Genomic DNA, 25,825 nt, shown 5'->3' with positions numbered 1-25,825 from the left:
TTGACCTACGGTAAGAATTCTCTCGCCGCCTCTGTAGTCGTTGTCGCAACATTGCTGACTTGGTTGTCGCAGGCTGAACCTACCGGAGCATCCCCTTTTGCTCTCCGTCAGCTCTGGAGTTGGCTGCCCGCGCCTAGCCATTCGGCTTTGGCTATGGTGCCCGATACCCCGCGTACTATTCTGCCCGACACGAGTATTTATCGGTCGAGCCGACGGCCCAAAATTGCCCCCCAGGATCGCATCGGCTCACCGCTTTCGCCCCAGCGGCGTCAGTCGCCCTTGCTGCTCAAGCTGCCGAACAACATCAAGCAGCAGGTGACGCCTGATGACAGCCTGAAAAACTTTGACGTAGAGGAAAAAGTAGGGTCTGAGCTTGACTTTCGCGACCCTACCCGAGTAAGCTTCGAGGAGTACTCCCGCTATCAGCAGCAACAAGCCGTACGCGACTACTTCCGGACTCGCTCAGCCGGCTTGGATGGGGAAAGTGTAACCGGCTCGCGGCGCTTGATTCCGCGTATTTATCTGGGGCCTATAGCCGATCGCATCTTTGGCGGCAGCTTTGTCGATATCAAGCCTCAGGGCGCGGTAACGCTACGCGCTGGCGCGCGCTTTAACCGCAACCGCAACCCTACACTCACCCTGCGGCAGCAGCGCGTTGGCGACTTTGAGTACGATCAGAACCTGAACCTGAATGTGACGGGGCAGATCGGCGAGAAGATGCGGCTCACTTTCAATTACGACACCAAAGCGGCCTTCGATTTCGAGAATAACATGAAGCTCGACTATACGGGCTACGAAACCGATATCATCCGCAAGGTGGAGCTGGGCAACGTAAGCCTGCCGCTGAATAACTCCTTGGTGCAGGGGGGGCAAAATTTGTTCGGTATTAAGACTCAGCTGCAGTTTGGCCGCCTGGGCATTACGGCCGTAGCCAGTACACTACGTGGTACCGCCGACGAGGTAAGAGTTCAGAACGGAGCTCAGAGCCGGCTATTCGAGATAAAAGCCAGCCAATACGAGCGCGACCGTCACTTCTTTCTGTCGCATTTCTTCCGGGAGCGCTACGATGCGGCCCTGCGCAACCTGCCCACGGTGCAGTCGGGCATAGAGATACGCCGCCTGGAGGTGTATGTAACCAACGACAACCGCACTACAGACAATCTGCGCAATGTATTGACCTTGATGGACTTGGCTGAGCCCACGCGCGTCTATCGGTCCCAATTTCAAGGGTCCAACGCACGAGCCGTCGCTAGCAACAATGCAAACCCTGAATTTGCTGCTCTACTGAATAGGGGTGCTGAGGCCCGCAATGAAACAACCGTTGAAGGATTTCTGACCAGCCCCACGGGACTTGGCTTGGAAAGAACAGTGGACTATGAGCGGGTGCGAGCCCGTAAGCTTGACCCACGGGAATACACCTTCAATGCTCAGCTAGGTTATCTGAGTCTGAACACGGCCCTGCTGCCCGAGCAGGTGCTGGGTGTGTCGTATGAGTACATATACAATGGCGAAGTATATAAGGTCGGAGAGCTGGTAGATGACTATGCCAACGTGCGCCAAGATCAAGTGATTTTCCTGAAAATGCTGAAGGCGACTAACCCCGGTGTGGGCTTGGTTTCGTCCCGCTTCCTTCAGAGTCCGACACTGGAGCCATCGGTAAATCCACTAAACGAGAATCTGCGCTCGGGTAACTTGCCAACTTGGGATTTGATGATGAAAAACATCTATCCACTCAACGCCAGCCAGCTCAACCGCGACAATTTTCAGTTACAAATAGTCTACAAAGACGACCAAACGGGCGTCGACTTGATTTCCTTGAAGGAGGGAGAACGCATTGCCAACCGGCCGCTGGTGGAGGTGCTTAACCTCGATAACGTAAACCCCAATAACGACCGCAACCCCGACGGCAACTTTGACTTCTTCCCTGGTATAACCATTGACCCAGAGCTCGGCAAAATCATCTTCCCGGTAATAGAGCCCTTTGGCGGCTATTTGCAAACTCAGTTTACCCCGACCGAGACGGAGCTAGTTGAGAAGTATGTATACAACGAACTGTACACCCAGGTGCAAAGCGATGCTCAACAGGTACAGGTAAAGGATAAATTCTTTCTCAGGGGGCGTTTTCAGGCTACGGCTACCGATGAAATTGCCCTGCCGGGTATTCGGGTAGCGCCAGGTTCGGTGCGGGTGCGCTCGGGTAGTACCCTGCTGGAGGAAGGTCGCGACTATCAGGTTTTCTATGATCAGGCTAAGGTTAAAATTCTCAACCCTAGTTACCTGAACTCGGCCAATGAGTTGCGGGTAGAGTTTGAGAAAGACGCGGTAGTGCAGATACAGCCGCGCCGCTTGGTGGGTGCCCGCTTTGACTACCGGCTAAACCAAGACATAAACTTTGGCGCCACGGTCCTGCATTTGCGCGAAAACCAGGCCCCAGGCATCAACCGGGTGAGCATTGGCGACGAGCCCGGCAATAATACCATCTACGGCCTTGACGTAAACATGCGGCGCGACTCGCGGGTATTGACCAAGTACCTGGATATGCTGCCGCTGATTTCGACCAAGGAACCTTCGTCGGTGGCATTTAGCGGCGAGTTTGCCCGACTAGTACCCGGCCAGACCAAGCTAGGCCGGGGCGAAAACGGAGTTTCGTATATCGACGACTTCGAAACGGCTCGCACACCTTACTCGCTGGGTGGCCTGAATGCAGTTACGGCCTGGCGTTTGTCGTCTACGCCTTTGCCCCTGCTGGGGGCCAACCCTAATGGCTTGTCATCGGCGTATCGGCGCGCCAAGCTGGCTTGGTATACTATCGACCAGACTTATTATACCAATGGTCAGAGCAAGCCATCTAATATTTCCAGTAGCGACCCTAGCCTAAGCAATCACTACACCCGGGGTATTGAGCGGAGCGAGATTTTCCCTAACCGCGACCTGGGCGCCACCGGCAACAGCTTCGAGTTTAGCTTCGACATGGCTTATTTCCCCGGTGAGCGGGGTCAGTACAATTACACGCCGGAGGTATCGGCCACGGACGGGCGCAAGTTTGCCAACCAGGCGCCGGCGGCCAATGCAGCGCGCTACGGCGGCGTTAGCCGAGAAATCACCTTCGATACCGACTTCGACAACGCCAACGTCGAATACCTTGAGTTCTGGCTGATGGATCCCTTCATTGCCGGGCCCAATGGTCAGATCAACGACTCCGAAAATGCCCCCCAGAACAACACGACTGGTGGTGAGCTTTACATCAACCTGGGTTCGGTCTCGGAGGATGTGCTCAAGGACGGGCGGCACCAGTTTGAGAATGGCCTGCCCGACGGCGCCAGCATTACGCCACAGGATGCTGAACGTGGCATTTGGGGCAATATCACGCGGCAACAGTTCATTACCGACGCCTTCAGCTCGGCACCGGGCGGACGGGCACTGCAGGACATTGGCCTTGATGGCTTGAATGATTCCGACGAAAGAGCCTTCTTTCAGGGAGTCTACTCACAGTTTGATGACCCATCGGCTGATAGGTTCCGCCATCACCTCGACGGCTATTATAACTCTGAGGGCCGCGACGTAAAAATCTTGGGGCGCTACAAGAACTTCAACGGTATGGAGGGCAACTCCAACGGTGACAGTCAGCAAAGCTCCACGGCGTTCCCCGATAAGGAAGACCTGAACCGCGACAACGTTATTTCCGACCTAGAGCGCTACTATGAGTATGAGCTTCGTCTGCGGCCGGGACAGATAGCAGTCGGGCAGAACTACGTGATTGATAAGATTACCAAAAATGACGTGACCTGGTACCAGTTTCGGATACCAGTGCGTCAGTATTCGGCGGTGCGAGGCACACCGGATGGGACGCCTTTTGGGTTCAAATCCATTCGCTTTGTGCGTATGTACATGACCCAGTGGCAACAGCCGGCAGTGCTGCGCTTGGTGCAACTGCAGTTTGTAGCCAATCAGTGGCGCCGCTTCCTGACCACCATTGCTGAGCCAGGCCGCCCCAATATTAACACCAGAGAAGACGCTGACAACTTCGACGTTTCGACAGTAAGCCTGGAAGAAAACGGCCCAGCAGTGGCCGGCCCCGACAAGATTCCCTACGTTTTGCCCCCCGGCATTCAGCGTGACCGGGAGTATGGCTCCAGCACCGTAAACCGCCAGCAGAATGAGCAGTCGCTTCGCTTGTGCGTGGAAGGCTTGCGCGATGGCTATGGTAAGGCTGCTTATAAAAACATTAGCATCAACATGCTGCGCTACAAGCAGCTGCGCTTGTTTTTGCACGCCGAGAGTCAGGATCAGGGCATTCAGGACAACCAAGTGCGCGGCTTTATTCGCATTGGCACCGACTATACTCAGAACTACTACGAGTACTCTATACCGCTGAAAATGACGCGGCCCGGCTCCAACGCGCAGCGTGATATTTGGCCCATTGAGAATGAAGTGCAAATCTCCTTGCAGCAATTCATTGATGCCAAGGCAGAGCGTAATGCTAATAATATAGCGTTCAACATACCCTATATCAAAACGGTGATCGGGCAGAACGGCGTTGAGGCTCAGATTACGATTGTAGGCAACCCCGACTTTAGCGCCGTGCAAGGCGCCATGATTGGGATATTCAATCCTACCGACGACAACGTGCCTAAATCGGTATGCTTGTGGGCCGATGAGTTTCGGGTATTTGATTTCGACCGCGAATCGGGCTACGCGGCTACGGCCCGCTTCAATACTAAGCTAGCTGACTTAGCCAACATCACGGCAACCGGTAGCTTCACATCGGTTGGATTTGGTGGCTTGCAGGACAAGGTAAATCAACGCTCCTTCGACAACATCAGCCGTGGTGACTTGAACGCTACCATTGCTGCCGATAAGTTTTTCCCCGAAAAGCTGGGTTTACGAGTACCCGTGCTACTGCAGGCGGGCACCGAAAGTCGGGTACCCAAGTACGACCCGCTTGACCCGGATACGGAGCTCACCCAGTCGTTGCAAAAGTTTGAGAGTGCGGAGGAGCGGGCTGACTACCGCAAGGAGGTAATTGACCAGACCTCCAGCCGCAGTATTAGCTTGCTAAATGTGCGCAAGGAGCGCACGGACACCGAGCGCAAGGTGCAGCCGTACGACATCGAGAACCTAGCGCTGAGCTACGCCTTCACCGAGCGCCGGCACACGGACATTGTGACTGACCGCGACTATACGCGTACCTACACGGGTGCTCTGGCTTATGTATATCAGACTACACCCCGCAATTACACGCCTTTGGCTAACGTCAAAGCTTTTGATTCGCCTTACCTGAAGATCTTCCAGGAGTTGAACTTCACCCCTACTCCTAGCCGCTTCGCCTTCCGTGCCGACCTCGACCGACGCTACAACGAGCGGTTCTTACAGCGGACTCAGGAACCCGGCCAGGTACCAACTACGGCCGGCATTCCGGGCGTATTCCTGAAAAGCTTCTTCTTCAATCGGATTTATGATTTGAAGTGGGACTTGACCAAAAGCTTAATCTTGGACTACACGGCTACTAACCGTGGCGTGATTGACGAAGATCCGGGTCGTACGCTGGGCAGCAGCCCGGAGGCAAAGCGCAACCGCGAGCTGTTGCGCCGCAATTTGTTCGAGCGTGGTGGCCGCACCACCAACTTCAACCAAACGGTTGCCCTCACATACCGCCTGCCGCTTGACAAGTTTCCGCTCACCGACTGGCTGACTGCCGACACGCGCTACGAAGCCAACTACACTTGGCAAGCTGCCTCAACGGCCCTACGCGCGCCAGTAAATCCGTCTGATTTAGACGATCCTACCACTGAGGAGCTTAACTTGGGTAACACTATCCAGAACAACGGTGCCTTCAGCGCCAACGGCCGTATCGACTTGGTGAAGCTCTACAACAAAGTGCGCTTCCTCAACATTATCAACAATGCGCCCCCGCCCGGACCCCGCGTTGGTACCCCAAATGCCCCCCAGGCTGCTGGCGCGCCTCCACCGGCTGCCACCGACTCGACCAAAGGGCCAGAGCTGCGGTTCCTAAAGGCCGTGCTCCGGTCTCTGATGACGGCTCGTTCCATCAACTTTACTTACACACTTAGTAACGGTACGTTGCTACCTGGCTACTTGCCCCGTACGCAGTTCTTTGGTTTAAACAGCGACTTCAATGCGCCCGGCGTGCCCTTCCTACTGGGCAGGCAGTACGAGCTTGACGATTTGTATACCCGGGCGGCGAGCCGTGGCTGGTACACCCAGCGTAGCGACCTCCTGAACACGCCGCTCAGCTCCCTGTTGACCAAAAATCTAACCCTGCAAACTACGCTGGAGCCTTTCCGCGACTTTAATATTCGTTTAGATGCGCGTCGTCAGCAGGTAGAGAATGAAGACGTTTTCTACCGGCTATTAGTGGATGAGGAGTTATTGCTACCTACGCGGGATGCTAACGGCAACCTCACGGGTGACTTAGCTCCAATTCGGCGCTTGGGAACAGGGTCCTTTAGTATGTCCATCATTACGGTGCAAACCTTATTCGGCGACCGAGAAGCTAATGGCACCATATCAAAGTCCTTTAACCGCTTTGTAGAGAATCGTCAGAACGTTTTCGAACGACTGAACGCTGCTCAGACAGCAGTTAATCCGAATCCAATTGGTAGCTACGGGTATAACTCCCAGGATGTATTACTGCCAGCTTTCCTGGATGCTTATCGGGGCAAGTCGTCGAAAAATGACTCAGGTCAGAAGTTTAACCCTTTCCTCAAAGTACCGATTCCAAACTGGCGCATCGACTATAATGGGCTAGCTGAGCTAACCTTGGTAAAACGTTATTTCCGTTCTATTACCCTGCGGCACGCGTACGCTTCGGTGTATAACGTGGGGGGCTACAATACGGCCAGCCAATACCAGACAAAGCCTAAGGAGGCTAGTAACTTGTCGACAGAAATTAACGCTCAAGGCAGGTTTATTCCGTACTACGTAATCGGGCAAGTGAGCATTGCCGAACGGTTGAGCCCACTGATTGGGGTTGACTTTCAGACGCTGGAAAAGGTAACAGGCAGATTGGAACTCCGCACGGAGCGCGATATCGGTTTGAATACGACCAATGCTCAGGTTACGGAGTTGTACACTCAGGAACTAGTTATTGGTTTTGGTTACGTCACCAATGGACTCAAGCTGCCTTTCGGCTCCGGCAACAATCAGCGCGTCCTGAACAATGAACTGACCGCCCGCCTCGACCTTTCCATCCGCGACAACACCACTATTCAGCGTACAATTCTGGATGTAGTGGATCCGGGTGATAGTCCGGAGCCAAGCGTAGGCCGTGCGGTAAGCTTGACTACTAACGGTAACCGGCAGGTACAGCTGCGGCCCACGGTAGATTATGTACTCAACCAGCGCCTGAATCTACAGTTCTTCTTCACTCGCAACATCTCGGACCCGCGCGTAAACAATGCCTTCAAAACGTCTTCTACAGAAGGCGGCGTGCAATTGCGCTACAGCTTGGGGCAATAAGTAGTTGAGCAAGTAAGTGTTTGATAATTAGCTAGCTGAATGCTCGATTAATTTGTTCAACAATCAAGAGGCTATCTACTCAACCATTTAGCTATTTAACGCTTACTTTTGCCCTCTCTACCTCTTCAATTTTGCCCCCCATGAATCTTCCCGAAAATCTGAAGTACACAAAAGAGCACGAGTGGGTGCGCGTAGAAGGCGACATAGCCTACATCGGCATCACCGACCACGCCCAGAAGGAACTCGGCGACATTGTATATGTAGACATCGATACCCTCGATAAAGAGATTACGCAGAACGAGGTATTTGGCACAGTAGAAGCCGTAAAAACGGTTTCTGATCTTTTCAGTCCCCTATCAGGCACCGTGCTGGAAGTAAACAGCCACCTCGACGGCAGCCCCGAAACCGTTAACTCTGACCCTTACGGTGACGGCTGGATTATTAAACTATCAGTGGCTAACCCCGCCGAAGTAGACTCTTTGCTGACGGCTGAGGCCTACGGTGAGTTGGTAGGCGCTTAATTTCCTTTCTCTTGGCTGTGCCTACTTCAGCGCCGCCTGCTTCTTCGCGCCGGGCCTACGTGGCCCTGCCGGGGGCGTGGGCGGCGCTCATTTTAGTTCTGACCCTGCTGCCGCCCGAAGATATGCCGGGCGTGCCAACGTGGGAGTTGCTGTCGTTCGACACAGCAGCGCATGCCTTTGTTTTTGGCGTCCTGACCGTGCTCAGCTTGTTCTCGCTGCGCCGTCAGGGCCGCTTTCCCGGTCTGCGCGCCAATGCCTTATCCGTAGCCGTCATCGGCAGTACACTCTTTGGCGGTCTGATCGAGATTCTGCAATCCAGCATGAATCTTGGCCGCCAGGGCGAATGGACGGACTTGCTAAGCGACGGTATTGGTGCCGTGCTGGGGGGCGTTTTTTTTCATTTTGTGAGCCGTTGGTTGAAATAAGTCGGTTTGGGGATTAATTAGTTGGGAAAGCTGGTGGCACTGGTTATCTATCTTACGCCTCCTTGGCAATTGATGAGCTGAAGGGCTACTTATGCGCACAACTCGATACTTCTTACCATATTCCTTTATCAAACCTGGGGGCTGGTTGGGGTTAGTCCTAAGTGCATGGCTGAGCTTGCCGAGTGGAGCGCTCGCCCAGGACATGAATCGAGTCCGCCAAACTATCGGTACGCTTACAGCGCCGAGTTTGCATGGGCGTGGCTACGTAAGTAGGGGCGAGCAGCAAGCGGCTAAGTATGTGCAGCAGCGCTTCCGCCAGCTAGGCTTGTTGCCCCTGTCCCCCAACTTTATTCAACCTTTCTCCCTCGATATTAACGCCTTCCCGGGAGCGATGCGCCTTCAGGCTGGGGGGCAAAAGTTGAGGCCCGGCCTGGATTTCATTGCCGAACCTGCTTCGGGCAGTGGCCGTGTTTCTGGCCCTGTCCTCCTGCTTGATACGCTCATCTTCACCGACGAGAATGCCGGGCAGCGCTGGTTGCAACAAGCTCTGGGGGGCAAAATTGTTGTGTTGCGCCAGCGCGACGCCGACCGCCTACGCACCCTCCCCGACGTTTTTGCTCAACACCTTACGCAAGCTGTCGCGCGGCTCACACTGGTTCCCAAGCTAACGGCCTCGTTGGCCTCAACCCAAGAGCCGCAGCCTCGCCTGCTGGTACTAGCGGATCGTTGGCCGCAAAATGCCCCCCAGGCCACTCTGCAAGTGGAGGCTCGTCTGCAGCGAGACTATCAAACGCAGAATGTAGTAGGCTATGTGCCTGGCCGGGTGCAGCCCGATTCCTTTCTGGTTGTCACGGCTCACTACGATCATCTGGGGCAAATGGGCAAACAGGCTTATTTCCCGGGAGCTAATGACAATGCTAGTGGTACAGCTATGCTCCTGGAGTTGGCTGCTCATTACGCTCAGCCGGCCAACCAGCCAGCTTATTCGGTGGTGTTTATAGCATTTGGCGCGGAAGAAGCAGGATTAGTTGGTTCGCGCTATTTTGTCGAGCACCCATTAGTGGCACTCACTCGAATCCGTTTTTTAGTAAACCTAGACTTACTAGGTACCGGCGACGAAGGTATTACAGTAGTAAACGGCCACTTATTACCCGATGCGTATCAAGTACTTACTCGCTTAAATAACGCCCACCATTTCGTTGCAAACCTAGCAGCCCGCGGCCGTGCGGCAAACTCCGACCATTTCCCTTTTTCTGAGCGCGGCGTGCCGGCCTTCTTCCTTTATACCCGTGGCGGTATTAAGGCGTATCACGATGTTCAGGACCAAGCTGCAACCCTACCGCTTACTGCCTTTACGGGTGCTTTTAGCCTCATTCGCGAATTTCTAAACGCTATGGGTGCTATGCCTCTTAAGCTGTAGACAGCGCTCTCAGACTAGTACGCTAGTAACATATCCTACCGGTAAAATTGCCATACAGCCTATCTACTTGTGAGACCTGAATAGTGGCGCACGTAGCTATAAAGCGGTTGAGCTAAGCAAGCGCCTCATTGTTTGGTGGCTTTCTGAAGCAATTAGCTTTCTTTTAAGATAGGAGCTGTAAGCTGGGCCGCCCAACCTCGTACTTTGCTACGTGTCTCTAGTCAACTACCATTACAGTAGAGTTCTGATAAGCTTTGCTTTATATAGATAATAGAAACGCCTCACCCCAGCCTAATTCGCAGATTGCGAAAGGCTGGGGTGAGGCGTTTCAGTAAAGTAATCTTGAAGCGGGAAAGCCCTCCTAGTTGGTTTTCACCGAAGCCATGATCTGCTTGGCTACGGCTTCCCACTCGGGCTTCTGACGGTCGGCGCAAGTGAAGGTGCACATGAGCAGCTTGTCTTCCACATCGGTGAAGAAAATCAGCGTGTACACTTCGTGGCCTAGCTCAGGCTTCATGAGTTCCATGTAACCAACCTTGCGGCCGTTAATCTCCTTCACGCCGTTCTCAAACCACTTAGCACCCTTGTACTGTTTGGTGTATGTTTTGTAGAATGTAGCTGCGTACATATCGATCATATCCTGATCGGCAGCGTTGTCGGTGTAGTTGAAGATGAGGCTCGCTTCTTTGCTATTCGTAAAGATCACGCTTGGCCGGCTCTGCGACTTAGCGTAATTGAAGTCCATCTGTTGCTCACTCATCACCTCAAATCCCTTTGGAATCAAGATCTCAACTCGCTCGCTCAGTACGCGCTTTTTTATCAACTCAACTTCAGCTGCTGGCTTGGCTGCCATCAATAGCAGAAAGAGGCACAGAACGGGTAATAGTAAGACTTTTCTCATAGCCTTGAACTGTAAAAGTGTGAAACTCAAAATAGAGTACTTATCCGCGAAAGCCTAAGTAGCTCTGTTTGGATAACACAATTTACGAACCATTTATAAAGACGCAAGTCTATCTGAGAAAAATAATTTTTAACCGTATCTCATTAGGACTAATTTATGACGGAAAACTTTGTAAACGGCTCAAAAATGCCATTGATGCACTTAAAAATAATTTCTCAACACTTTTATAACTACTTATTTTATTGATCATAATTATTTAAATAATTATATAATATTTATTCTTAAAAAAATGCAGATACTTACATTGTTACTTCCCAACGTATCAGTTTAGTTAAAGAATGTTGTTGATCTGCTCTTTAACTTTCTCAAGTTCTTCCTTCATGCCCACCACTAAGTGCTGTACCGTTGAATCGTTGGCCTTGGAGCCAATAGTGTTGATCTCCCTACCCATTTCCTGGGCTATGAATGCTAGCTTTTTCCCGCTGAGCTCAGGCAGATAAACCGTTTCGGTGAAGTAGTGCAGATGGCTGATAAGACGAACTTTCTCTTCGGCAATATCCAGCTTCTCTATATAATGTAATATTTCTTGCTCAAACCGAACACTATTAAAATGCTCGTGTTTCGTGAGCTCACCCATGTGCGTGTGAAGGCGTTGACGCACGTTTTCGATGCGCATAGGATCGTGGCGGTCTACATCGGCCAGTAAAATGCGAATACGATCTATGTAGCCCACTATTTCGGTAGTCAGGGCCTGTCCTTCTGTTTGACGGAAATGATTCAGGCGCTCTAAAGCCTCGTGTACTAAGGGCAACAGCTCGTCCCAAGCAACTTCTTCCTCTGGTTCCGCTTGCTGCTCGCTGGCCGATAACACCACCCCTGGTAGACGCAGAGCCGCAAGCAGAGTTTCTTCACCAACGTTTAAGCCCAACTCTTGAGCGGCGGCTTTTAGCTCATGAAAAGCAGCTAACAGAGCGGGCTGGCTGAGCATGGAAGTAGTACGAGCAGCAGTGGGACGCGTAAAATCGAAGCTTAGGTTTACTTTGCCGCGCACCAAGCTTTTAGTTACCAGGTTGCGAATCTCCAACTCCCGATCTTGGAGAAAGCGCGGCAAACGCAGACTCAAGTCGAGTGTTTTGGAGTTTAGCGACTTGATTTCGACAGTAGCGGAGTAGTGGTCAGTTTCGCGGTGGGCGATACCGTAGCCGGTCATGGATTGGAGCATAGACAACAAAGCGAGATCAGGGTAAGACAAGCACAAATGTAAAGAACTTACCACCGATGCCGAGATGAGCCCGCTAGGAGCAGATGATGCTACAACTTTCTGATTATGTGAGCAGTAGTCCACCCTCAACAGTCAATACTACTTGCTAATCAGCTAAGCAAAGAGCACCTTAGTCTTTATAAGACTCCTATTTATAAGTGTATCCGAAGGCGCAAAGAGGGGGTAACGATTATATAACACAGAGGAAATATTGAGCTAATGACGTCCCGGTACTTTTGTGCTCGATATGGGAAACATCTGCTCAAAAACGGCTTTTTCAGCCTTCTTTTTAACCCTTCTATCCTTCACAGTAGGGTTTGCCCAAAACGGAATTCTGAAGGGCACTATTAAGGACGCCACTACACAGGAAGGTGTTATCGGCGGGACAGTACGGCTAGCAGGCACAACGCTGGCAGAACAAACCAACTTGGACGGCAGCTTTATCCTCTCTAATGTCCCGGCTGGAACTTACACCGTTATCGTCACCTCAGTTTCGTACAAAAGCCGCGAAATACCGCAAGTAGTAGTAAAAGCGGGGCAAACGGTGACCGTAAACTCGACGCTGGAGGAGGATACCAAGCAGCTCGGTGAAGTAGTAGTACAGGGAGTACGACGAACCAATACGGAGGTCTCCGTAATTAGTGAAATCCGGGAGGCGAATGTAGTAGTAAGCGGCATTTCCTCGGAGCAAATTGTAAAAACCCAAGACCGTGACGCGGCTGAAGTAGTACGCCGCATTCCGGGCGTAACGATTGTCGACAACCGCTTCATTCAGGTGCGGGGGCTTAGCGACCGGTACAATACGGTATGGCTCAATGACGTGAATGCGCCTAGCTCTGAAACAGACCGCAAGTCATTTTCCTTTGATATTGTGCCTAGCTCTCTGCTTGATCGGGTGCTGGTATTTAAAGACCCTTCGCCCGAACTACCTGGTGATTTTGCGGGGGGACTTGTAAAGGTTTATCTGCGTAAGCCCACTTTCAACGAGCGTCTGCTGACCGTAAATTACTCGGTCGGTTACCGCGATGGAACCACGGGAAAGGACTTCTTTACGGATAAAACGCAGGCCGGCGACATATTTGGTTTCGGTGCCCGGAAACGCGAGTTGCCGGGGGGCTTTCCGGTATTAGGCTCGGCTTATCAGCAGTATGAGCGTGATTTCTACGCCAAGCAGATTGAGAATACGTTCCCAATCTATCAGATGAAGGCGACTCCCGACGTTCGCTTCAACTTGGCTTATATTGATCAAATCAAGTTCAAGGGTTTAGAAATTGGCAGCGTCTCGTCGGTAAACTATACCAATACGTTTACCCGCTTAAATATTACTCGCAACCTGTCGGATGCTGACGGCTTGCGCACAGACGAGCTACAGGACGATCAGTCGACCAATAACGTTCGGTTGGGCGCCCTCCAGAATTTTAGCGTTGTGCTCAACAACGGCAGCCGACTGGAATTTCGCAACCTATTCAATCAACAAGCCCGCAACCAACAAACGACGCGCCTGGGCCTGGATAATGACGGAACACCTACGCGTCGGAGCTATCAGCAAGGTTACCAAGGTCGTACTACATATACTGGTCAGCTAGCCGGTACCCACAGCTTCAACAAAGACAAGACTGATTTTAGCTGGGTGGGTGGCTACGGCTACTCGAATCGAAATGAGCCCGACCTGCGGCGGGTAGCGTACCAAATAACGCCCCCCAACAGTGAGGGGGGAGCTTTTACGGAGAGTGTACTTACGCCCGCTGGTGGCGGGGTCGACGTGAACAACGCAGGCCGTCTTTATCAATCGTTGAACGAGCACATCTATACGATCAATGCCAACCTGAAGCACAAGGTACAGGTAGCTGAACGAGAGATAGAAATAGGAGCCGGCACCTACCTGGAGTATCGGCGGCGTCACTTTCAGGCACGCGCCTTCGGCTACTCGCTCAACGCCGCTGCCGACCCGCGCCTTCGCAATGAGGCCGTTGGTAACATTTTCGACCCGCGCAACATTGCTCCCGACGGTTTTCGGATGGATGAAGACATCAACTCCACTTACCGCTACGGTGCTTCCAATGAACAGGAAGCTGGATACTTATCCTTCAACATCCCGGTTACCACTAAGCTGAAGCTACTGACAGGAGCCCGCTATGAGCGCAATGTGCAGGCCATCAACACGGGTATCAACGGTCAGCCTGTATCGCAGAATGTGACCACCAACTTTTTGCTTCCTTCTGCCAATCTGAGCTATAATTTCAACGACAAAAACCTAGTACGGGCCTCTTACGGCCGCAGCCTCAACCGTCCGGAGTTTCGTGAATCAGCCCCGTTCTTTTTCTACGACTTCGACTTCAACGTGCTGAACTTCGGCTCTTTGTATCTGAACCCAGAGAGCCCGCTCAAGGTCGCTACAATTGATAATTTCGACCTACGCTACGAGTTCTACCCCGCCGACGGTGATCTGATTCACTTTGGAGGCTTTTACAAGAAGTTTCAGAACCCCATTGAAAACGTGGTGGTGCTGACGACCAATCTGGCTTACACCTTCGTGAACGCCCCTAGCGCCTACGCCTATGGCCTGGAGCTGGATGTGAAGAAGAACTTAGGCTTCTTGGATGATGCCTTTGGTACGGGAGGCTTCAAAAACCTGTCAGCCGTATTCAACGCTTCATTGATTAGAAGTGAAGTATCGTTGGGAGCCAACAACGTAGCCTGGAATAAAAACCGCGCATTGCAAGGCCAGTCGCCTTACGTTGTGAATGGAGGCTTGTACTATCAGACTCCGGAGAATACCTGGCAAGTAGCCGCTCTCTACAACGTATCTGGGCCACGCATCCTGTTCGCGGGCAGCAACGACTACCCGGACGTGATTGAGCTGCCTCGCCATACGGTCGACCTGTCCTTGACCAAAACAATTTCCCGGCGGGTGTCGCTCAATGCCGGCATACAAGACCTGTTCAATCAGAAAGTAAACCTGATTCAGGACTACAACCGTGATGAGAAGTACACGAAGAACGACCCCTCGCTAGCTGGCTACCGCCGTGGCACTTACTACACGTTAGGGCTGCGCTTTAACCTGGAGCCTCGCCAGGCCATCACTACCCCCTTGCCTTAATTGCCCCCTACTATAGTTGTTGATTTCGCACGCTTAGCCCGCTTTTCACACCTCTTCATTACTTTATGAAAAAGAATACTCTTTCTCTGGCGTTTGTTGCGACGCTGATGTTGGGCCTTGCCTCCTGTGAGAAGAATGACACTACACCAGCTCCCAATGTAGCACCTCCCACGGGCACTACCGGAGGCACCACGCCGGCGCCAACCCCAACGGGACAAACTGTTAGCATCGAGCGCGAAATCACGACCAATACAACTTGGACTGCTGCCAACAAGTATTTGATGAAAGGCTTCATCTACGTGCGCTCTGGGGCTACGCTTACTATTGAGGCTGGTACTATTATCAAAGGCGATAAAGACACGAAGGGTACGCTCATTATCGAGCCTGGTGCTAGAATAGTGGCCATTGGTACTGCAGACAAACCGATCATCTTTACTTCCAACCAGCCAAAAGGCGCGCGAAACTACGGCGACTGGGGTGGGGTGGTTATTTGCGGCAATGCACCGGTAAACGCCATTGATGGTGCTACGTTACCACAGGCTGAAGGTGGTATTACTACTCGCTATGGTGGCACCAATGCCGCCGACAACTCGGGCACAATGCAATACGTGCGCATCGAGTTTCCTGGCGTGGCTCTTACCCCTAACAACGAGTTGAATGGCATAACATTTAACGGGGTGGGCAGCGCAACTACCATCGACCATATTCAGGTTTCGTACAGCGGGGATGATTCGTTTGAGTGGTTCGGGGGCACAGTGAACGCAAAGTATCTGGTAGCACACCGGGGCTTTGATGATGACTTCGACACGGACAACGGCTTTTCGGGCAAAGTGCAGTTTGGAGTATCGTTGCGCGATCCGCAGCAGGCTGACCAATCAGGCTCCAAGGCCTTTGAATCGGATAATGACTCAAACGGCACACCTAGAGCGCCTCTTACTTCGGCTGTGTTCTCCAACTTTACCGCCGTTGGGCCCATCCTGAATCCGGGTGCTCCTAACTTCAGCCCCCAATACACCGCGGGTGCGCACATTCGCCGCAACTCGTCAATCAGCATCATGAACTCGGTAATCATGGGTTACCCAACCGCGGTCCTGATTGATAATGCCCTGACAGCGGGCAACATTGCTCGCGGCGAGGCCAAATTCAAAAACAACATTGTGGCGGGGTCTTTAGTAGGGTCTAACTCTATCAATGGGCAACGCAGCATTCTCTATGTAGGACCTAATGGTGGAGCAGGCAGCCTGACCGTCAACAATGTGATGAGTTCTGACTCCGCAGCCTGGGGTACGGCCGTAGGCCCGGTTAGCTGGCTCAAGGCGAACACCAATCGTCGCTTTGCTACCTCTGACAATGTGCAGCTGCTCAACCCGTTCAGTCTCTCAGCTCCGAGCTTTGTGCCGCGCACGGCCTCCCCGATTGTAACGGTTGCGCCGGCCACCGCACCGGTAGTACCCGCCGACTTCACCGATTCAAAGGTGTCGGACGCATTCTTCACGAAGGTGAACTACATCGGCGCCTTCTCCGGCTCCGGCACTACCGCCGACAACTGGATGGCAGGCTGGACCAACTTCGATCCTCAGAACACGGACTACTAAGTGCTTTTATTCTTACTAGGTTATCACTATATTATTCGTGAAAAAAGGAAGCTCCGATAAGGGCTTCCTTTTTTCATGTACTAGGTCCGCAAATCCTGCTTAGCTTAGGCACAATGAAGCCGCGCGTACTTATGCTACCCAAGTGGTACCCCCACCGCTACGACGACCAGGATGGTGACTTCGTGGCGCGGCACGTGGCGGCCATAGCACCGCACGCCGAGGTAGCCGTATTATTTGCGACGGTAGCCCGCGGCCCTTTGCCCACCTGGACGGAATGCCAGCCGGATCTCGCTGGCCCTGTGCCCGTGCTGCGCTACTATTATCGGGCCCGGCCCAGTGGGCTGCCGGTGCTAGACAAGCTGCTCAAGTTACTGCTCTACTATTGGTGTCTGGGCCAAGGATACCGAAAGTTAGTGCAGTGCTGGGGGGCAAAACCAGATCTGGTACATGTGCATGTGCTGTTGCGCACGGGCCTAGCGGCGCTGTGGTGGCAATGGCGGCATGACTTGCCTTATGTAATCACAGAGCATTGGACTTTGTATTTGCCTCAAAACGCTGGCCGGATCAGCGCACTGCGCCGGTGGCTAACGCGCTGGGTAGTGAGGCGAGCAACGGCTTTGCACACGGTTTCGCGCAATCTCAAACAGGCCTTGAGTGCACTGGATATTCGCAACGGTCATCATGTGATTATTCCCAATGTGGTCGATACTAACCTGTTCCAGCCCGCCTCGGAGGCAGCTCACGGGCAACTGGGGGGCATTTTGTTGCACGTGGCAGCTTTCAATGAACAAGCTAAAAACCTAACTGGCATTTTGCGCACCATAGCGCGCCTCGAAGAACGGCACCCTGGCTTTCAGCTTCGTATTGCGGGCTACGGACCGCAAGAAGCCGTGCTGCGCCGCTTGGCCACCGACCTAGGCCTACTCGACCGGCTAGTATTTTTTCTAGGCAAGCTGCCACCCGCCGCTGTAGCCGCCGAGATGCGCCGCGCCACCTGCCTAGTATTGTTCAGTAACTACGAAAACCTGCCCTGCGTCCTTATTGAGGCCCAGGCCAGCGGCCTGTCCGTCGTAGCCACCCACGTTGGAGGCGTACCCGAGCTTTTGCCCCCCGACGGCGCTTTTGGCCTCCTCGTACCGCCCGCCGATGAGCAAGCCCTGGAGCAAGCCCTGGAAGCAGCCCTAGCAAAGCCAAACCAATTTGCCCCCCAGCGCATGCGGCAGCACGCCGTGACGCACTTTAGCTATGAGGCGGTAGGACAACAATTCGCCGACTTATACGCCAGCATACTCCGCCCGACTGGGGGGCAAATTTCGGTGTCAAGGCCCTCTCAACCCGTGCTGGCCTCATGCTAAAGCGAGTTTTCCAAAGCTTGATTACTCGCTTGGCTACCGCGGGAGGCAGCTTCGGCATCGTGTGGCTAACGGCCCACTATCTGGGAGCAGCCGGGCGTGGCGCCGTGAGCCTGTTTGTGACTGATTGCGCGTTGCTGTTGCTATTTGTGGGCTTAGTGGGTGGCGTGTCGCTGATGTATCTGGTGCCGCGGCGCAACGTTTGGCACTTGCTGATTCCCTCCTACTTGTGGGCTGCCTTGGTTTGTACGGTTGGAGCGCTAGGCATCTGGCTTTGGCGCGCAGTGCCATTCAGCTACGTAGGTCATTTGTGGGGTATATGTTTGCTACAGGCCTTTTTCCTGGTAAACGCGGGCCTGTTGCTGGGGCGCCGACAGGAAAGAACCTATAACTCCCTGCTGCTGCTCTCTACTGGCTTGCAGGCCGGCTTGCTGCTGCTAGCGTTTGCCGTGGGTCAATGGCAACAGGTGCGGGTGTACTACTATGCCGCCTACGTGGCCCAAGGCCTGCCTTTTCTGCTGAGTCTGCGCTTGCTGAGGCAGTTGCCCGACCGCTGGCAGCTTGGTTCGCGCCTGCGGGCTTCGGCCCGCGAACTAGCCCGGCACAGCCGCGCGGCGCACGTATCCAATATCCTGGCCTTTATCAACTTTCGCTTGAGCTACTACTTTGTAGCGTACTACGCCGATACGCACGCCGTGGGTGTGCTCTCAGTAGGCGTGGCGCTGACTGAGGCTGTATGGATAATTGCGCGCAGCACTTCCCTGAGCCAATATGTCGACTTGATTTATGCTCCTGATAAAAAGGCGCAGATGGCTCCTACTCTGCGCGGCATGCGCCTCACGCTGTTCAGCACAGCTGTTATTTTAATTGGACTGTGCCTGATACCTGCGAGTGCGTTGGCAGCGGTATTTGGGGCCGATTTTGGCGCGGCGCGGCCTGTAATTCTTTTGCTGGCACCGGGCGTGCTGGCTACGGCTGCCAGCATTTTGCTTACTTCCTATTTTGCGGGAGTGGGGCACTATCAAATCAACACGGCGGCGGGCATGGTGGGGCTGTTTGTCACAATTGTGGCCTGCGGGCTACTCATCCCACAGTGGGGAATTGAGGGTGCAGCGGCGGCGGCTTCACTTTCCTACCTTACCTCAACGGCTTATCTGCTGCGGGCTTTCAACAAGGCAAGCGCTTTTGCGCTGCGCGACTTGCTTCCCGGCACTGCGGAGTTGCGCTACCTTGGCACAGTGCTACGAATCAAGAAGCCGCAAGCTGAGCCTGAGCCCAGCCTCTTTATCGAAAAAGCTGCTAAATAGAGCTGTAGCTAAGGTGTTACTAAGTTTTCGCCTCCACTAGCGAGGCTGGATATGCAGCGCGAAATGCGGCTGCGGATCAGCCAGTGGGTTGGGCGCGTGGGCGGCAAGCGGCGTGGGCGAGTACAAGGCGCAGAGCGTATTTTCAACTTGCACCAATTGCCCCCCAGCCGCTTCGGGCAGGGCCGCCAGAATGCCGGCTAGCACTTCCCAGCGTGGCTGCCCAGGCTGGCGAGCGGCATCGTGCCACACAACGATTGTACGCGGATGCACCAAGTGCTCAAACACGCGGCGCGTATCCGTACGCACGGACTCGTAATGATGGTCGCCGTCGATAAAAATCAAGTCGAAGCGCTGCCCCAGCCCAGCCATATCAAAGGTGGCCGAATTGCCATGCAGGTGCTGCACGTTGGGCAAGCCCCGCGAAAAGAACCCATGCAGCTCAATGTAGCGCGCCGACAAGCCTAGGCTGCGCATTTCCTCCGCCGACAGATTGAGCGTGTGTACCATAGCAGCCACCTCTGCTACGTTGGCCGCACTTTCGCCCCGCCACGTTCCTATCTCAAAGTAGTGGCAGTCGGGCATGGCGCGGGCCAAACCGCGTAACAAAGCCAGGTCGGTAGGCAGCGAGCCGCCTTCGCGGAAGGCAAAAGGCTGCACCGCATCACCGCTGGGGGGCAAAAAAGGAGCTAGTGGTACCATCGGCAAACCGTGCTCCATCAGGTGGCGGCGTCCGGCCGCGGTGGCTCGGGCTCGGCTTTGCCAACCCGCTTCGTCGGCAGCCAGCACGTGGTTGAGCAACCAGGGGTTGCGCACCAGGCTACCCAGCGCCCGGAAAGTCTTGGCAAGACGAGACACGGTATAGATATGAGGCGAGCAGGAAGTGAAAAATCAGCTGATGGGCACTTTCTTTAGAATAGCCTCAATCAGATCTTGGGTGCGGACACCGTCGGCTTCGGCTTCGTAGTTGAGCAGAATACGGTGATTGAGCACGTCGGTGGCTACCTCCTTGATGTCTTCGGGCAGCACGTAGTCGCGGCTGTCGAAGAAGGCGACGGCTTTGGCGGCGCGGTGCAAGGCAATGCTGGCCCGCGGACTTACGCCAAACTGCACGTACTGCGCAAACTCGGGCAAGTCATACTCAGCGGGCTTACGGGTGGCAAACACCAGCTCCACGATGTACTTTTCTAGCGTCTCCGAAATCTGCACCTGATTGATCAGGCCGCGTACACCAAACACATCTTCCTTGGTAAGCACAGGGCTCACCTCGCCCACGTAGCTCAGGTTGGCCATGCGCCGCATCACTTCCAGCTCATCGGCTTTCTTCAGATAGTCGACGTACACTTTCATCATAAAGCGGTCGACTTGGGCCTCGGGCAGCGGATACGTGCCTTCCTGCTCCACGGGGTTTTGGGTAGCCAGCACCAGAAAAGGCAGATCGAGCGGATACGTGGTTTCGCCGATGGTCACCTGCTTTTCCTGCATGGCTTCGAGCAGAGCGCTCTGCACTTTGGCAGGAGAGCGGTTCACTTCGTCGGCCAGCACGAGGTTGGCGAAGATGGGGCCTTTCTTTACCTGAAACTCCGACTGATTCTGATTGTAAATCATCGTACCCACCAGGTCAGAGGGCAGCAAGTCGGGCGTGAACTGCACGCGCTGAAAGTGCAGGTGCAGCACTTTTGACAGCGTACTGATGGTCAGTGTTTTGGCCAAACCTGGCACACCTTCGAGCAAAATATGCCCCCCAGTGAACAGCCCGATCAGTAGACGGTTGACCATATACTGCTGGCCCACCACCACCTTGCCGACTTCAGCAAATACCTGCTTTATTTTGTCCTGATAATAAGCGAGCTGATCGGCGGCGGGCGCCATGGGGTCGGGTGCGGCCATACGGTGAATCGGGGAAAAGAGGCTTAAAAGTAGTGAATACCGCGCTTTACAGGTCGGGTAATGCTATGGCGCGAGCGTTGCGGACATCAATGCTAAGGGTTGCTCAACGCTTGAAAGAGCAATGACGCATATTCGGGGGGCTTTTTTTCCGTTTGAAAGTACTTTTTCGCTAAAAAAGCCCCCCAGTAGCTACACTACCTGTCAGGATGCTTGAAAATAAACGCGAAACGTAGTGCCCTCCCCTACTGTGCTTTCTACCTCTAGGCGCCCACCGGCCTGCTGCACAATCCGATTGACCAGGTGCAGCCCCATGCCGGAGCCCGGTACGTGGTCGTGGAAGCGGCGAAACATCTGGAACAACTCGGCGCCGTGACGCTCCAGATCAATACCCAGGCCGTTATCGGCGACGGAAAGTACGGGCGCACCATTGATTAGGTAGGTGCGCACTTGAATGCGCGGTGGCCGGCCAGGCATGGCATATTTAAGGGCGTTGCTGATCAAATTATACAATACACTTTGCAGATTGCTCCGCACAAACCACAGCGCAGGCACAGCCTCGGTTTCGAGCTCAAATTTGGCCCCCACTTCATCTACCTGTTCCTGCACGCTGCGGATAACTGACTGCACCAGCGGCAACACCTCCACGGGCTCGGCGGGCACCTGCTCGTAGCGGCGCTGTACTTGCACAATGTCGGCCAGATCTTGAATGGTGCGATAGATTCGCTGGAGTGCCTCCTCAAACATCGCAATCAACTCCACCGCCTCCGGGTCTTCAAAGTGCGTAGTGCGAGTGAGTTCCTCGAAGATGCCGGCCATGTTATAAATGGGCTGGCGCAGGTCGTGGGAGGCCGTATACACGAAGTTGTCGAGGTCTTGATTGATGCGCAGCAACTGATTATTCTGATTCTGTAAGCGTTGCTGCGCCTGCTTGAAGTCGTCGATATCGGTGCACGAGCCAAACCATTTTATTATTTCGCCGGCGCTATTGCGCAAGGGCTCAGCGCGACCCAAGAACCAGCGGTAGCGGCCCGTCGGCGACACAAAGCGGTACTCCATTTCATACTTTTCACCCGTTTGGGTTGCCTCTTGCCACACTTGCCGGGTACGGGCCTGGTCGTCGGGGTGAATGATATGAAGCCAGGCCGATTCGCCCAGACTTTCATGCGGGTGCCGCCCGGTAGCTTCCCACAGGCGTTGGTTGAAGTACTCTACCTGCCCATTAGCATCCGCCATCCACACGATTTGCGGGATACTCTCGGCCAGAAACCGAAACTGTTCATCGCGGCCGCGCAGTTCGGCCTGTAGGGCCTCCGTCTGCTGCCGGGCCTTCACTTGCTCCGTTACATCTATGCCAAAGCCCAGAATTCCCTGAGTCTGCCCTTTGCTATCGTACAAGGGCTGATAAACAAAGTCGAGGTAATAAGACTGCATGCTGCCCGTAGCCGGGTCGAGCAGCTGAATGAGGGTTTCGCGCCCTACGTAAGGCTTTTTGGTTTGATATACCGTGTCTAATAAATCAACAAAGCCTTGTTCAGCCAATTCTGGCAGCAGTTCACCCACGCGCCGGCCCAGCTTGATGCGTCCACCCATGAGAGCATCGTAGCTGGCGTTGGTAAAGGCATAGCGGTGCTCGGGGCCCGTAACGGTAGCTATGTAGGCGGGCACCTGACTTAAAATCTGCTGAAGCTGCTGATCCTTGAGCAATAGTTGCTCCTGCAGGTCGCGCAATTCGTGAATATCCGTATTGGAGCCAAACCAGCGCCGGGGCTGCCCCGTCGTTGGGTCGGTGTCGGGTACCCCCTGCCCTAGGTGCCACCGGTAGCGGCCATCGTGGCGGCGCAATCGAAACTCGCAGCGCCAGGGCCGTAGTTCGCTGGTGGCAGCCGCTACTTCAACCCGCAGAATTTCTAGGTCGTCGGGGTGAACGGTAGCAGGCCAGTTAGCCTGGAAATTTGCGTCGGGGCGGTTGCCAGTATAAGCGTACCACTGTGGGCTCACGTAGCTCAAGCGCCCATCGGTTTCGGTCACGAAGGTGATCTGGGGTAGGCTCTCGGCCATCATGCGCAGCTCCCGGTCGCGCCGACTTATCTTGGCTTGCAGCACTTGGGTTTGCCGCCGCGTTTTCACTTGTTCGGTTACGTCGTAGGCAAATATCGCTACGCCTACTATCTCGCCATTTTCCTGAAATGCCTGATAGGTGAAGTTGAAATAAAGGTATTTGGAGCTGGCCCCCGACGCAGCTTGTATTTGAAAGGGCAACTCGTCACCGAAGAAGGTTTCGCCGGTGCGGTACACTTGGTCCAGCAGTTCCACAAACCCCTGCTCCACGGTTTCGGGCAGCGCTTCTGCCATGGTCTGCCCCACAAGCTGGCGGTCGGGAAAGAGAGCCTGATACCGGGGATTAAAGTAGTCGAACCGGTGCTCGGGGCCACGTAGAATGGCAATGCTGGCTGGCGTTTGCTGAAAGAGCTGGTGAAACGTTTCGCGCTGCTGAACGAGCTGCACCGAAGCGGCCTGTACTTCCGCGGCCAGCGCCTCCGCGCGTTGGCGAGCTTGCACCTGCGTAGTCACATCCACCACAAAGGCCAGTACCCCATGAATTTGCCCCCCAGCATCGCGCAGCGGCTGATATGTAAAGTCTAGGTAGGTGGGGCGCAACTGACTGCTGGCCGGGTCCATCAGCTCAACGTAGACTTGTTGGCGCGCGACGGTTGTTCCCGTGCGATATACTTCTTCCAGCAAATCGACGAAGCCCTGCTCAACTAGTTCGGGCAGGCATTCTGCCACCGGCTGACCCAGGCGGGCCCGGTTGCCCACTAGCTGATCATAGCCCGGATTAGTAAAGGCATAACGATGGTCAGGGCCCTCAAGGGTAGCAATAAGTGCCGGACTCTGACTCAAAATTTGGTGCAGCTGTTCGTCTTTGGCCGCGAGCTGCTGCTGAAAACGCTTCTGCTCATCAATGTCCGTATTGGTGCCTACCCAGCGCAGGATGGTTCCGCTGGCTGAACGGATGGGCTCGCTACGGGCCAGAAACCACCGATAATTACCGTCTCGATCACGCCAGCGGTGCTCGGCCTCGAACACTGTGCCTTGATCTACTGCCGTTTGCCAGCCCTTGGCTGAAGGGAGGAGGTCGTCTGGGTGCAACAGCTTCTTCCAGCCCCACCCCTGCATTTCCTCAAAGTTGCTGCCCGTAAAATCGTACCAGCGTTGGTTATAGTAGGTTACGGCTCCATCGGGCTTGGATACCCACACCATCTGCGGTAAGCCCTCCATTACCTGCTGAAACTGCCGGTCTTGCTCACGCACTTCCTCCATCAGCTCGGCTGCGCGTTGCTTGGCTTGCACCCGCTCGGTTACATCCAACCCGAATACCAGCACGCCTTGTGTATGGCCTTGGTCGTCCGTCAGAGGCCGCAATAAGCCATCGAAGTACAGAGTCCGGTTGGGAGCCCCATCTTCTCCTGGCTGCTCAGTTGGCATTTCGAGCAGCTCAAACGGCTCACCTGTGCGGTACACCTGATCTACCAGTCGCATGTAGCCGGTCTCGACTAAGGAAGGTCGAGCTATGGCCGCCGCCATACCGGGCCTAACGGCAGTGCCTAGCAACTGCTGAGCCTGCTCGTTAATGAACCCATACACGTGTTCGGGCCCCAGCAAGGTCGCGATTTGGGCGGGGACCTGATTTATTATTTGCTGCAGTTGCTGATCACTGATAAACAGTTGCTGGCGAAGTTGCCGCTGCTCTTCGATATCTGTATTAGTGCCGTACCAGCGCACTACTTGGCTTGCGGCGTCATGCTGGGGTTGAACTTTCACCAAAAACCAGCGATAAGCGCCATCGGCCCGCCGAATCCGCACCTCTACCTCGTAGTAGCTACCAGTGGTCAACGCCCCCTGGGCACGTTCGGCCACTACCGCGTGGTCGTCGGGATGCAGCAGAGTTAGCCAGTTGTTTGGACCCAGCTTTTCTACTGCTACGCCTGAGTATGCTACCATCTGCTCGTTGATGTAGTCCAGCTGGCCATCGGACCGAGCCCTCCACACGTGCAGAGGCAAGGCGTTTGCCAACCGTCGAAATTGCTCCTCTTCAGGAGTAAGAATCGGCGCTGGCTCTGGCTTTGGTAGCTCCTCCAAGCTATATAAAATATAGCGCACGTTGCCCTCAGCGGTAAGCACGGGCCAAGCCCGGCTGCGCCAGCTCTGAGGTGCTGCGTTGGTTTCGCCGGGTGCTAAAGGATTACACGGTAGCGTCTGCTCATGGGCTGCTCGGTACTGCTGTACATATTGCAGAGAGGCATAAACATCCGCATTATCGGGCAGCGCTTTACCTATAAGTTGCGCTTTATCTTGACGTATTGCCCTTGTCAAGCCCTCCGAAACCGCCACGACCACAAAATCGGGAGTGAGAGCTAAGTAGCTACCGGGCAGGGTTTCGAAGAGGGTTTGATAATCAACAGAATCTGCTGTCATAGAAGCGTGGCAACGTCCTTTGGGCGCAAGTAAGTCAGCTAATACTAAAAAGTAGCGTACGCTGTTGCGCAAAATTTAACGACCCAATTTTGACTTAAAGC

Annotated in this window: 13 protein-coding genes; 8 read left to right on the top strand and 5 right to left on the bottom strand. The window is 54.2% G+C overall.

What is annotated here, in order from left to right:
- From sov to ACW9KT_RS03285, 4 genes are all read left to right on the top strand, one after another.
- Window positions 1-7,479: a T9SS outer membrane translocon Sov/SprA gene (gene sov / locus ACW9KT_RS03300; protein ID WP_457077961.1), complete on the top strand. Its 7,479-nt coding sequence runs from the start codon at window positions 1-3 to the stop codon at window positions 7,477-7,479.
- A gap of 140 nt (window positions 7,480-7,619) precedes the next feature.
- Window positions 7,620-8,000: a glycine cleavage system protein GcvH gene (gene gcvH / locus ACW9KT_RS03295; protein ID WP_457077960.1), complete on the top strand. Its 381-nt coding sequence runs from the start codon at window positions 7,620-7,622 to the stop codon at window positions 7,998-8,000.
- A gap of 17 nt (window positions 8,001-8,017) precedes the next feature.
- Complete coding sequence (locus ACW9KT_RS03290; RefSeq protein ID WP_457077959.1) at window positions 8,018-8,425, top strand: VanZ family protein; 408 nt, start codon at window positions 8,018-8,020, stop codon at window positions 8,423-8,425.
- Window positions 8,426-8,516: 91 nt separating this feature from the next.
- A complete protein-coding gene (locus tag ACW9KT_RS03285; protein WP_457077958.1) occupies window positions 8,517-9,845 on the top strand; it encodes a M28 family metallopeptidase in 1,329 nt (442 codons plus the stop codon).
- 361 nt (window positions 9,846-10,206) lie between these two features.
- On the opposite strand, the gene ACW9KT_RS03280 is transcribed toward ACW9KT_RS03285, so the two are convergent.
- Window positions 10,207-10,746 carry a hypothetical protein gene (locus tag ACW9KT_RS03280; RefSeq protein ID WP_457077957.1) on the bottom strand — a complete coding sequence of 180 codons (540 nt, stop codon included), beginning with the start codon at window positions 10,744-10,746 and terminating at the stop codon, window positions 10,207-10,209.
- A 331-nt stretch (window positions 10,747-11,077) separates the two neighbouring features.
- Complete coding sequence (locus ACW9KT_RS03275) at window positions 11,078-11,968, bottom strand: YicC/YloC family endoribonuclease (RefSeq protein ID WP_457077956.1); 891 nt, start codon at window positions 11,966-11,968, stop codon at window positions 11,078-11,080.
- Between the two features lie 286 nt (window positions 11,969-12,254).
- On the opposite strand from ACW9KT_RS03275, the gene ACW9KT_RS03270 reads away from it, so the two are divergent.
- From ACW9KT_RS03270 to ACW9KT_RS03255, 4 genes are all read left to right on the top strand, one after another.
- Window positions 12,255-15,107, top strand: a complete 2,853-nt coding sequence (locus ACW9KT_RS03270; protein ID WP_457077955.1) for a TonB-dependent receptor domain-containing protein — start codon at window positions 12,255-12,257, stop codon at window positions 15,105-15,107.
- A gap of 65 nt (window positions 15,108-15,172) precedes the next feature.
- Window positions 15,173-16,702 (top strand): T9SS C-terminal target domain-containing protein, encoded by a 1,530-nt coding sequence (locus ACW9KT_RS03265; RefSeq protein ID WP_457077954.1) that lies wholly within the window; start codon window positions 15,173-15,175, stop codon window positions 16,700-16,702.
- Window positions 16,703-16,815: 113 nt separating this feature from the next.
- Window positions 16,816-18,057 carry a glycosyltransferase gene (locus ACW9KT_RS03260; RefSeq protein WP_457077953.1) on the top strand — a complete coding sequence of 414 codons (1,242 nt, stop codon included), beginning with the start codon at window positions 16,816-16,818 and terminating at the stop codon, window positions 18,055-18,057.
- A complete protein-coding gene (locus ACW9KT_RS03255; protein WP_457077952.1) occupies window positions 18,051-19,361 on the top strand; it encodes a lipopolysaccharide biosynthesis protein in 1,311 nt (436 codons plus the stop codon). Before ACW9KT_RS03260 ends, ACW9KT_RS03255 begins: the two co-directional genes overlap by 7 nt.
- Before the next feature lie 36 nt (window positions 19,362-19,397).
- Here ACW9KT_RS03255 and ACW9KT_RS03250 read toward each other — a convergent pair whose 3' ends face one another.
- The 3 genes from ACW9KT_RS03250 to ACW9KT_RS03240 all read right to left on the bottom strand — a co-directional run bounded on the left by ACW9KT_RS03250 (window position 19,398) and on the right by ACW9KT_RS03240 (window position 25,724).
- Window positions 19,398-20,216, bottom strand: a complete 819-nt coding sequence (locus tag ACW9KT_RS03250; RefSeq protein ID WP_457077951.1) for a class I SAM-dependent methyltransferase — start codon at window positions 20,214-20,216, stop codon at window positions 19,398-19,400.
- Window positions 20,217-20,249: 33 nt separating this feature from the next.
- On the bottom strand, window positions 20,250-21,248 hold the full coding sequence (locus ACW9KT_RS03245) for an AAA family ATPase (protein WP_457077950.1): 999 nt from the start codon (window positions 21,246-21,248) through the stop codon (window positions 20,250-20,252).
- 201 nt (window positions 21,249-21,449) lie between these two features.
- Complete coding sequence (locus ACW9KT_RS03240; RefSeq protein ID WP_457077949.1) at window positions 21,450-25,724, bottom strand: PAS domain-containing protein; 4,275 nt, start codon at window positions 25,722-25,724, stop codon at window positions 21,450-21,452.
- Window positions 25,725-25,825: the final 101 nt, after the last annotated feature.

It is taken from the genome of Hymenobacter sp. HD11105, from assembly GCF_054051685.1.
Note: the sequence above shows the minus strand (reverse complement) of the source record. Positions and strands in the feature narration are given on the sequence as shown.

Excerpts from the sequence above, each read along its gene's own strand:
- ACW9KT_RS03240 (WP_457077949.1), bottom strand. The coding sequence starts at position 25,724 with ATGACAGCAGATTCTGTTGATTATCAAACCCTCTTCGAAACCCTGCCC.
- ACW9KT_RS03270 (WP_457077955.1), top strand. The coding sequence starts at position 12,255 with ATGGGAAACATCTGCTCAAAAACGGCTTTTTCAGCCTTCTTTTTAACC.
- ACW9KT_RS03255 (WP_457077952.1), top strand. The coding sequence starts at position 18,051 with ATGCTAAAGCGAGTTTTCCAAAGCTTGATTACTCGCTTGGCTACCGCG.
- ACW9KT_RS03285 (WP_457077958.1), top strand. The coding sequence starts at position 8,517 with ATGCGCACAACTCGATACTTCTTACCATATTCCTTTATCAAACCTGGG.
- ACW9KT_RS03275 (WP_457077956.1), bottom strand. The coding sequence starts at position 11,968 with ATGCTCCAATCCATGACCGGCTACGGTATCGCCCACCGCGAAACTGAC.
- ACW9KT_RS03265 (WP_457077954.1), top strand. The coding sequence starts at position 15,173 with ATGAAAAAGAATACTCTTTCTCTGGCGTTTGTTGCGACGCTGATGTTG.
- ACW9KT_RS03260 (WP_457077953.1), top strand. The coding sequence starts at position 16,816 with ATGAAGCCGCGCGTACTTATGCTACCCAAGTGGTACCCCCACCGCTAC.
- ACW9KT_RS03280 (WP_457077957.1), bottom strand. The coding sequence starts at position 10,746 with ATGAGAAAAGTCTTACTATTACCCGTTCTGTGCCTCTTTCTGCTATTG.
- gcvH (WP_457077960.1), top strand. The coding sequence starts at position 7,620 with ATGAATCTTCCCGAAAATCTGAAGTACACAAAAGAGCACGAGTGGGTG.
- ACW9KT_RS03245 (WP_457077950.1), bottom strand. The coding sequence starts at position 21,248 with ATGGCCGCACCCGACCCCATGGCGCCCGCCGCCGATCAGCTCGCTTAT.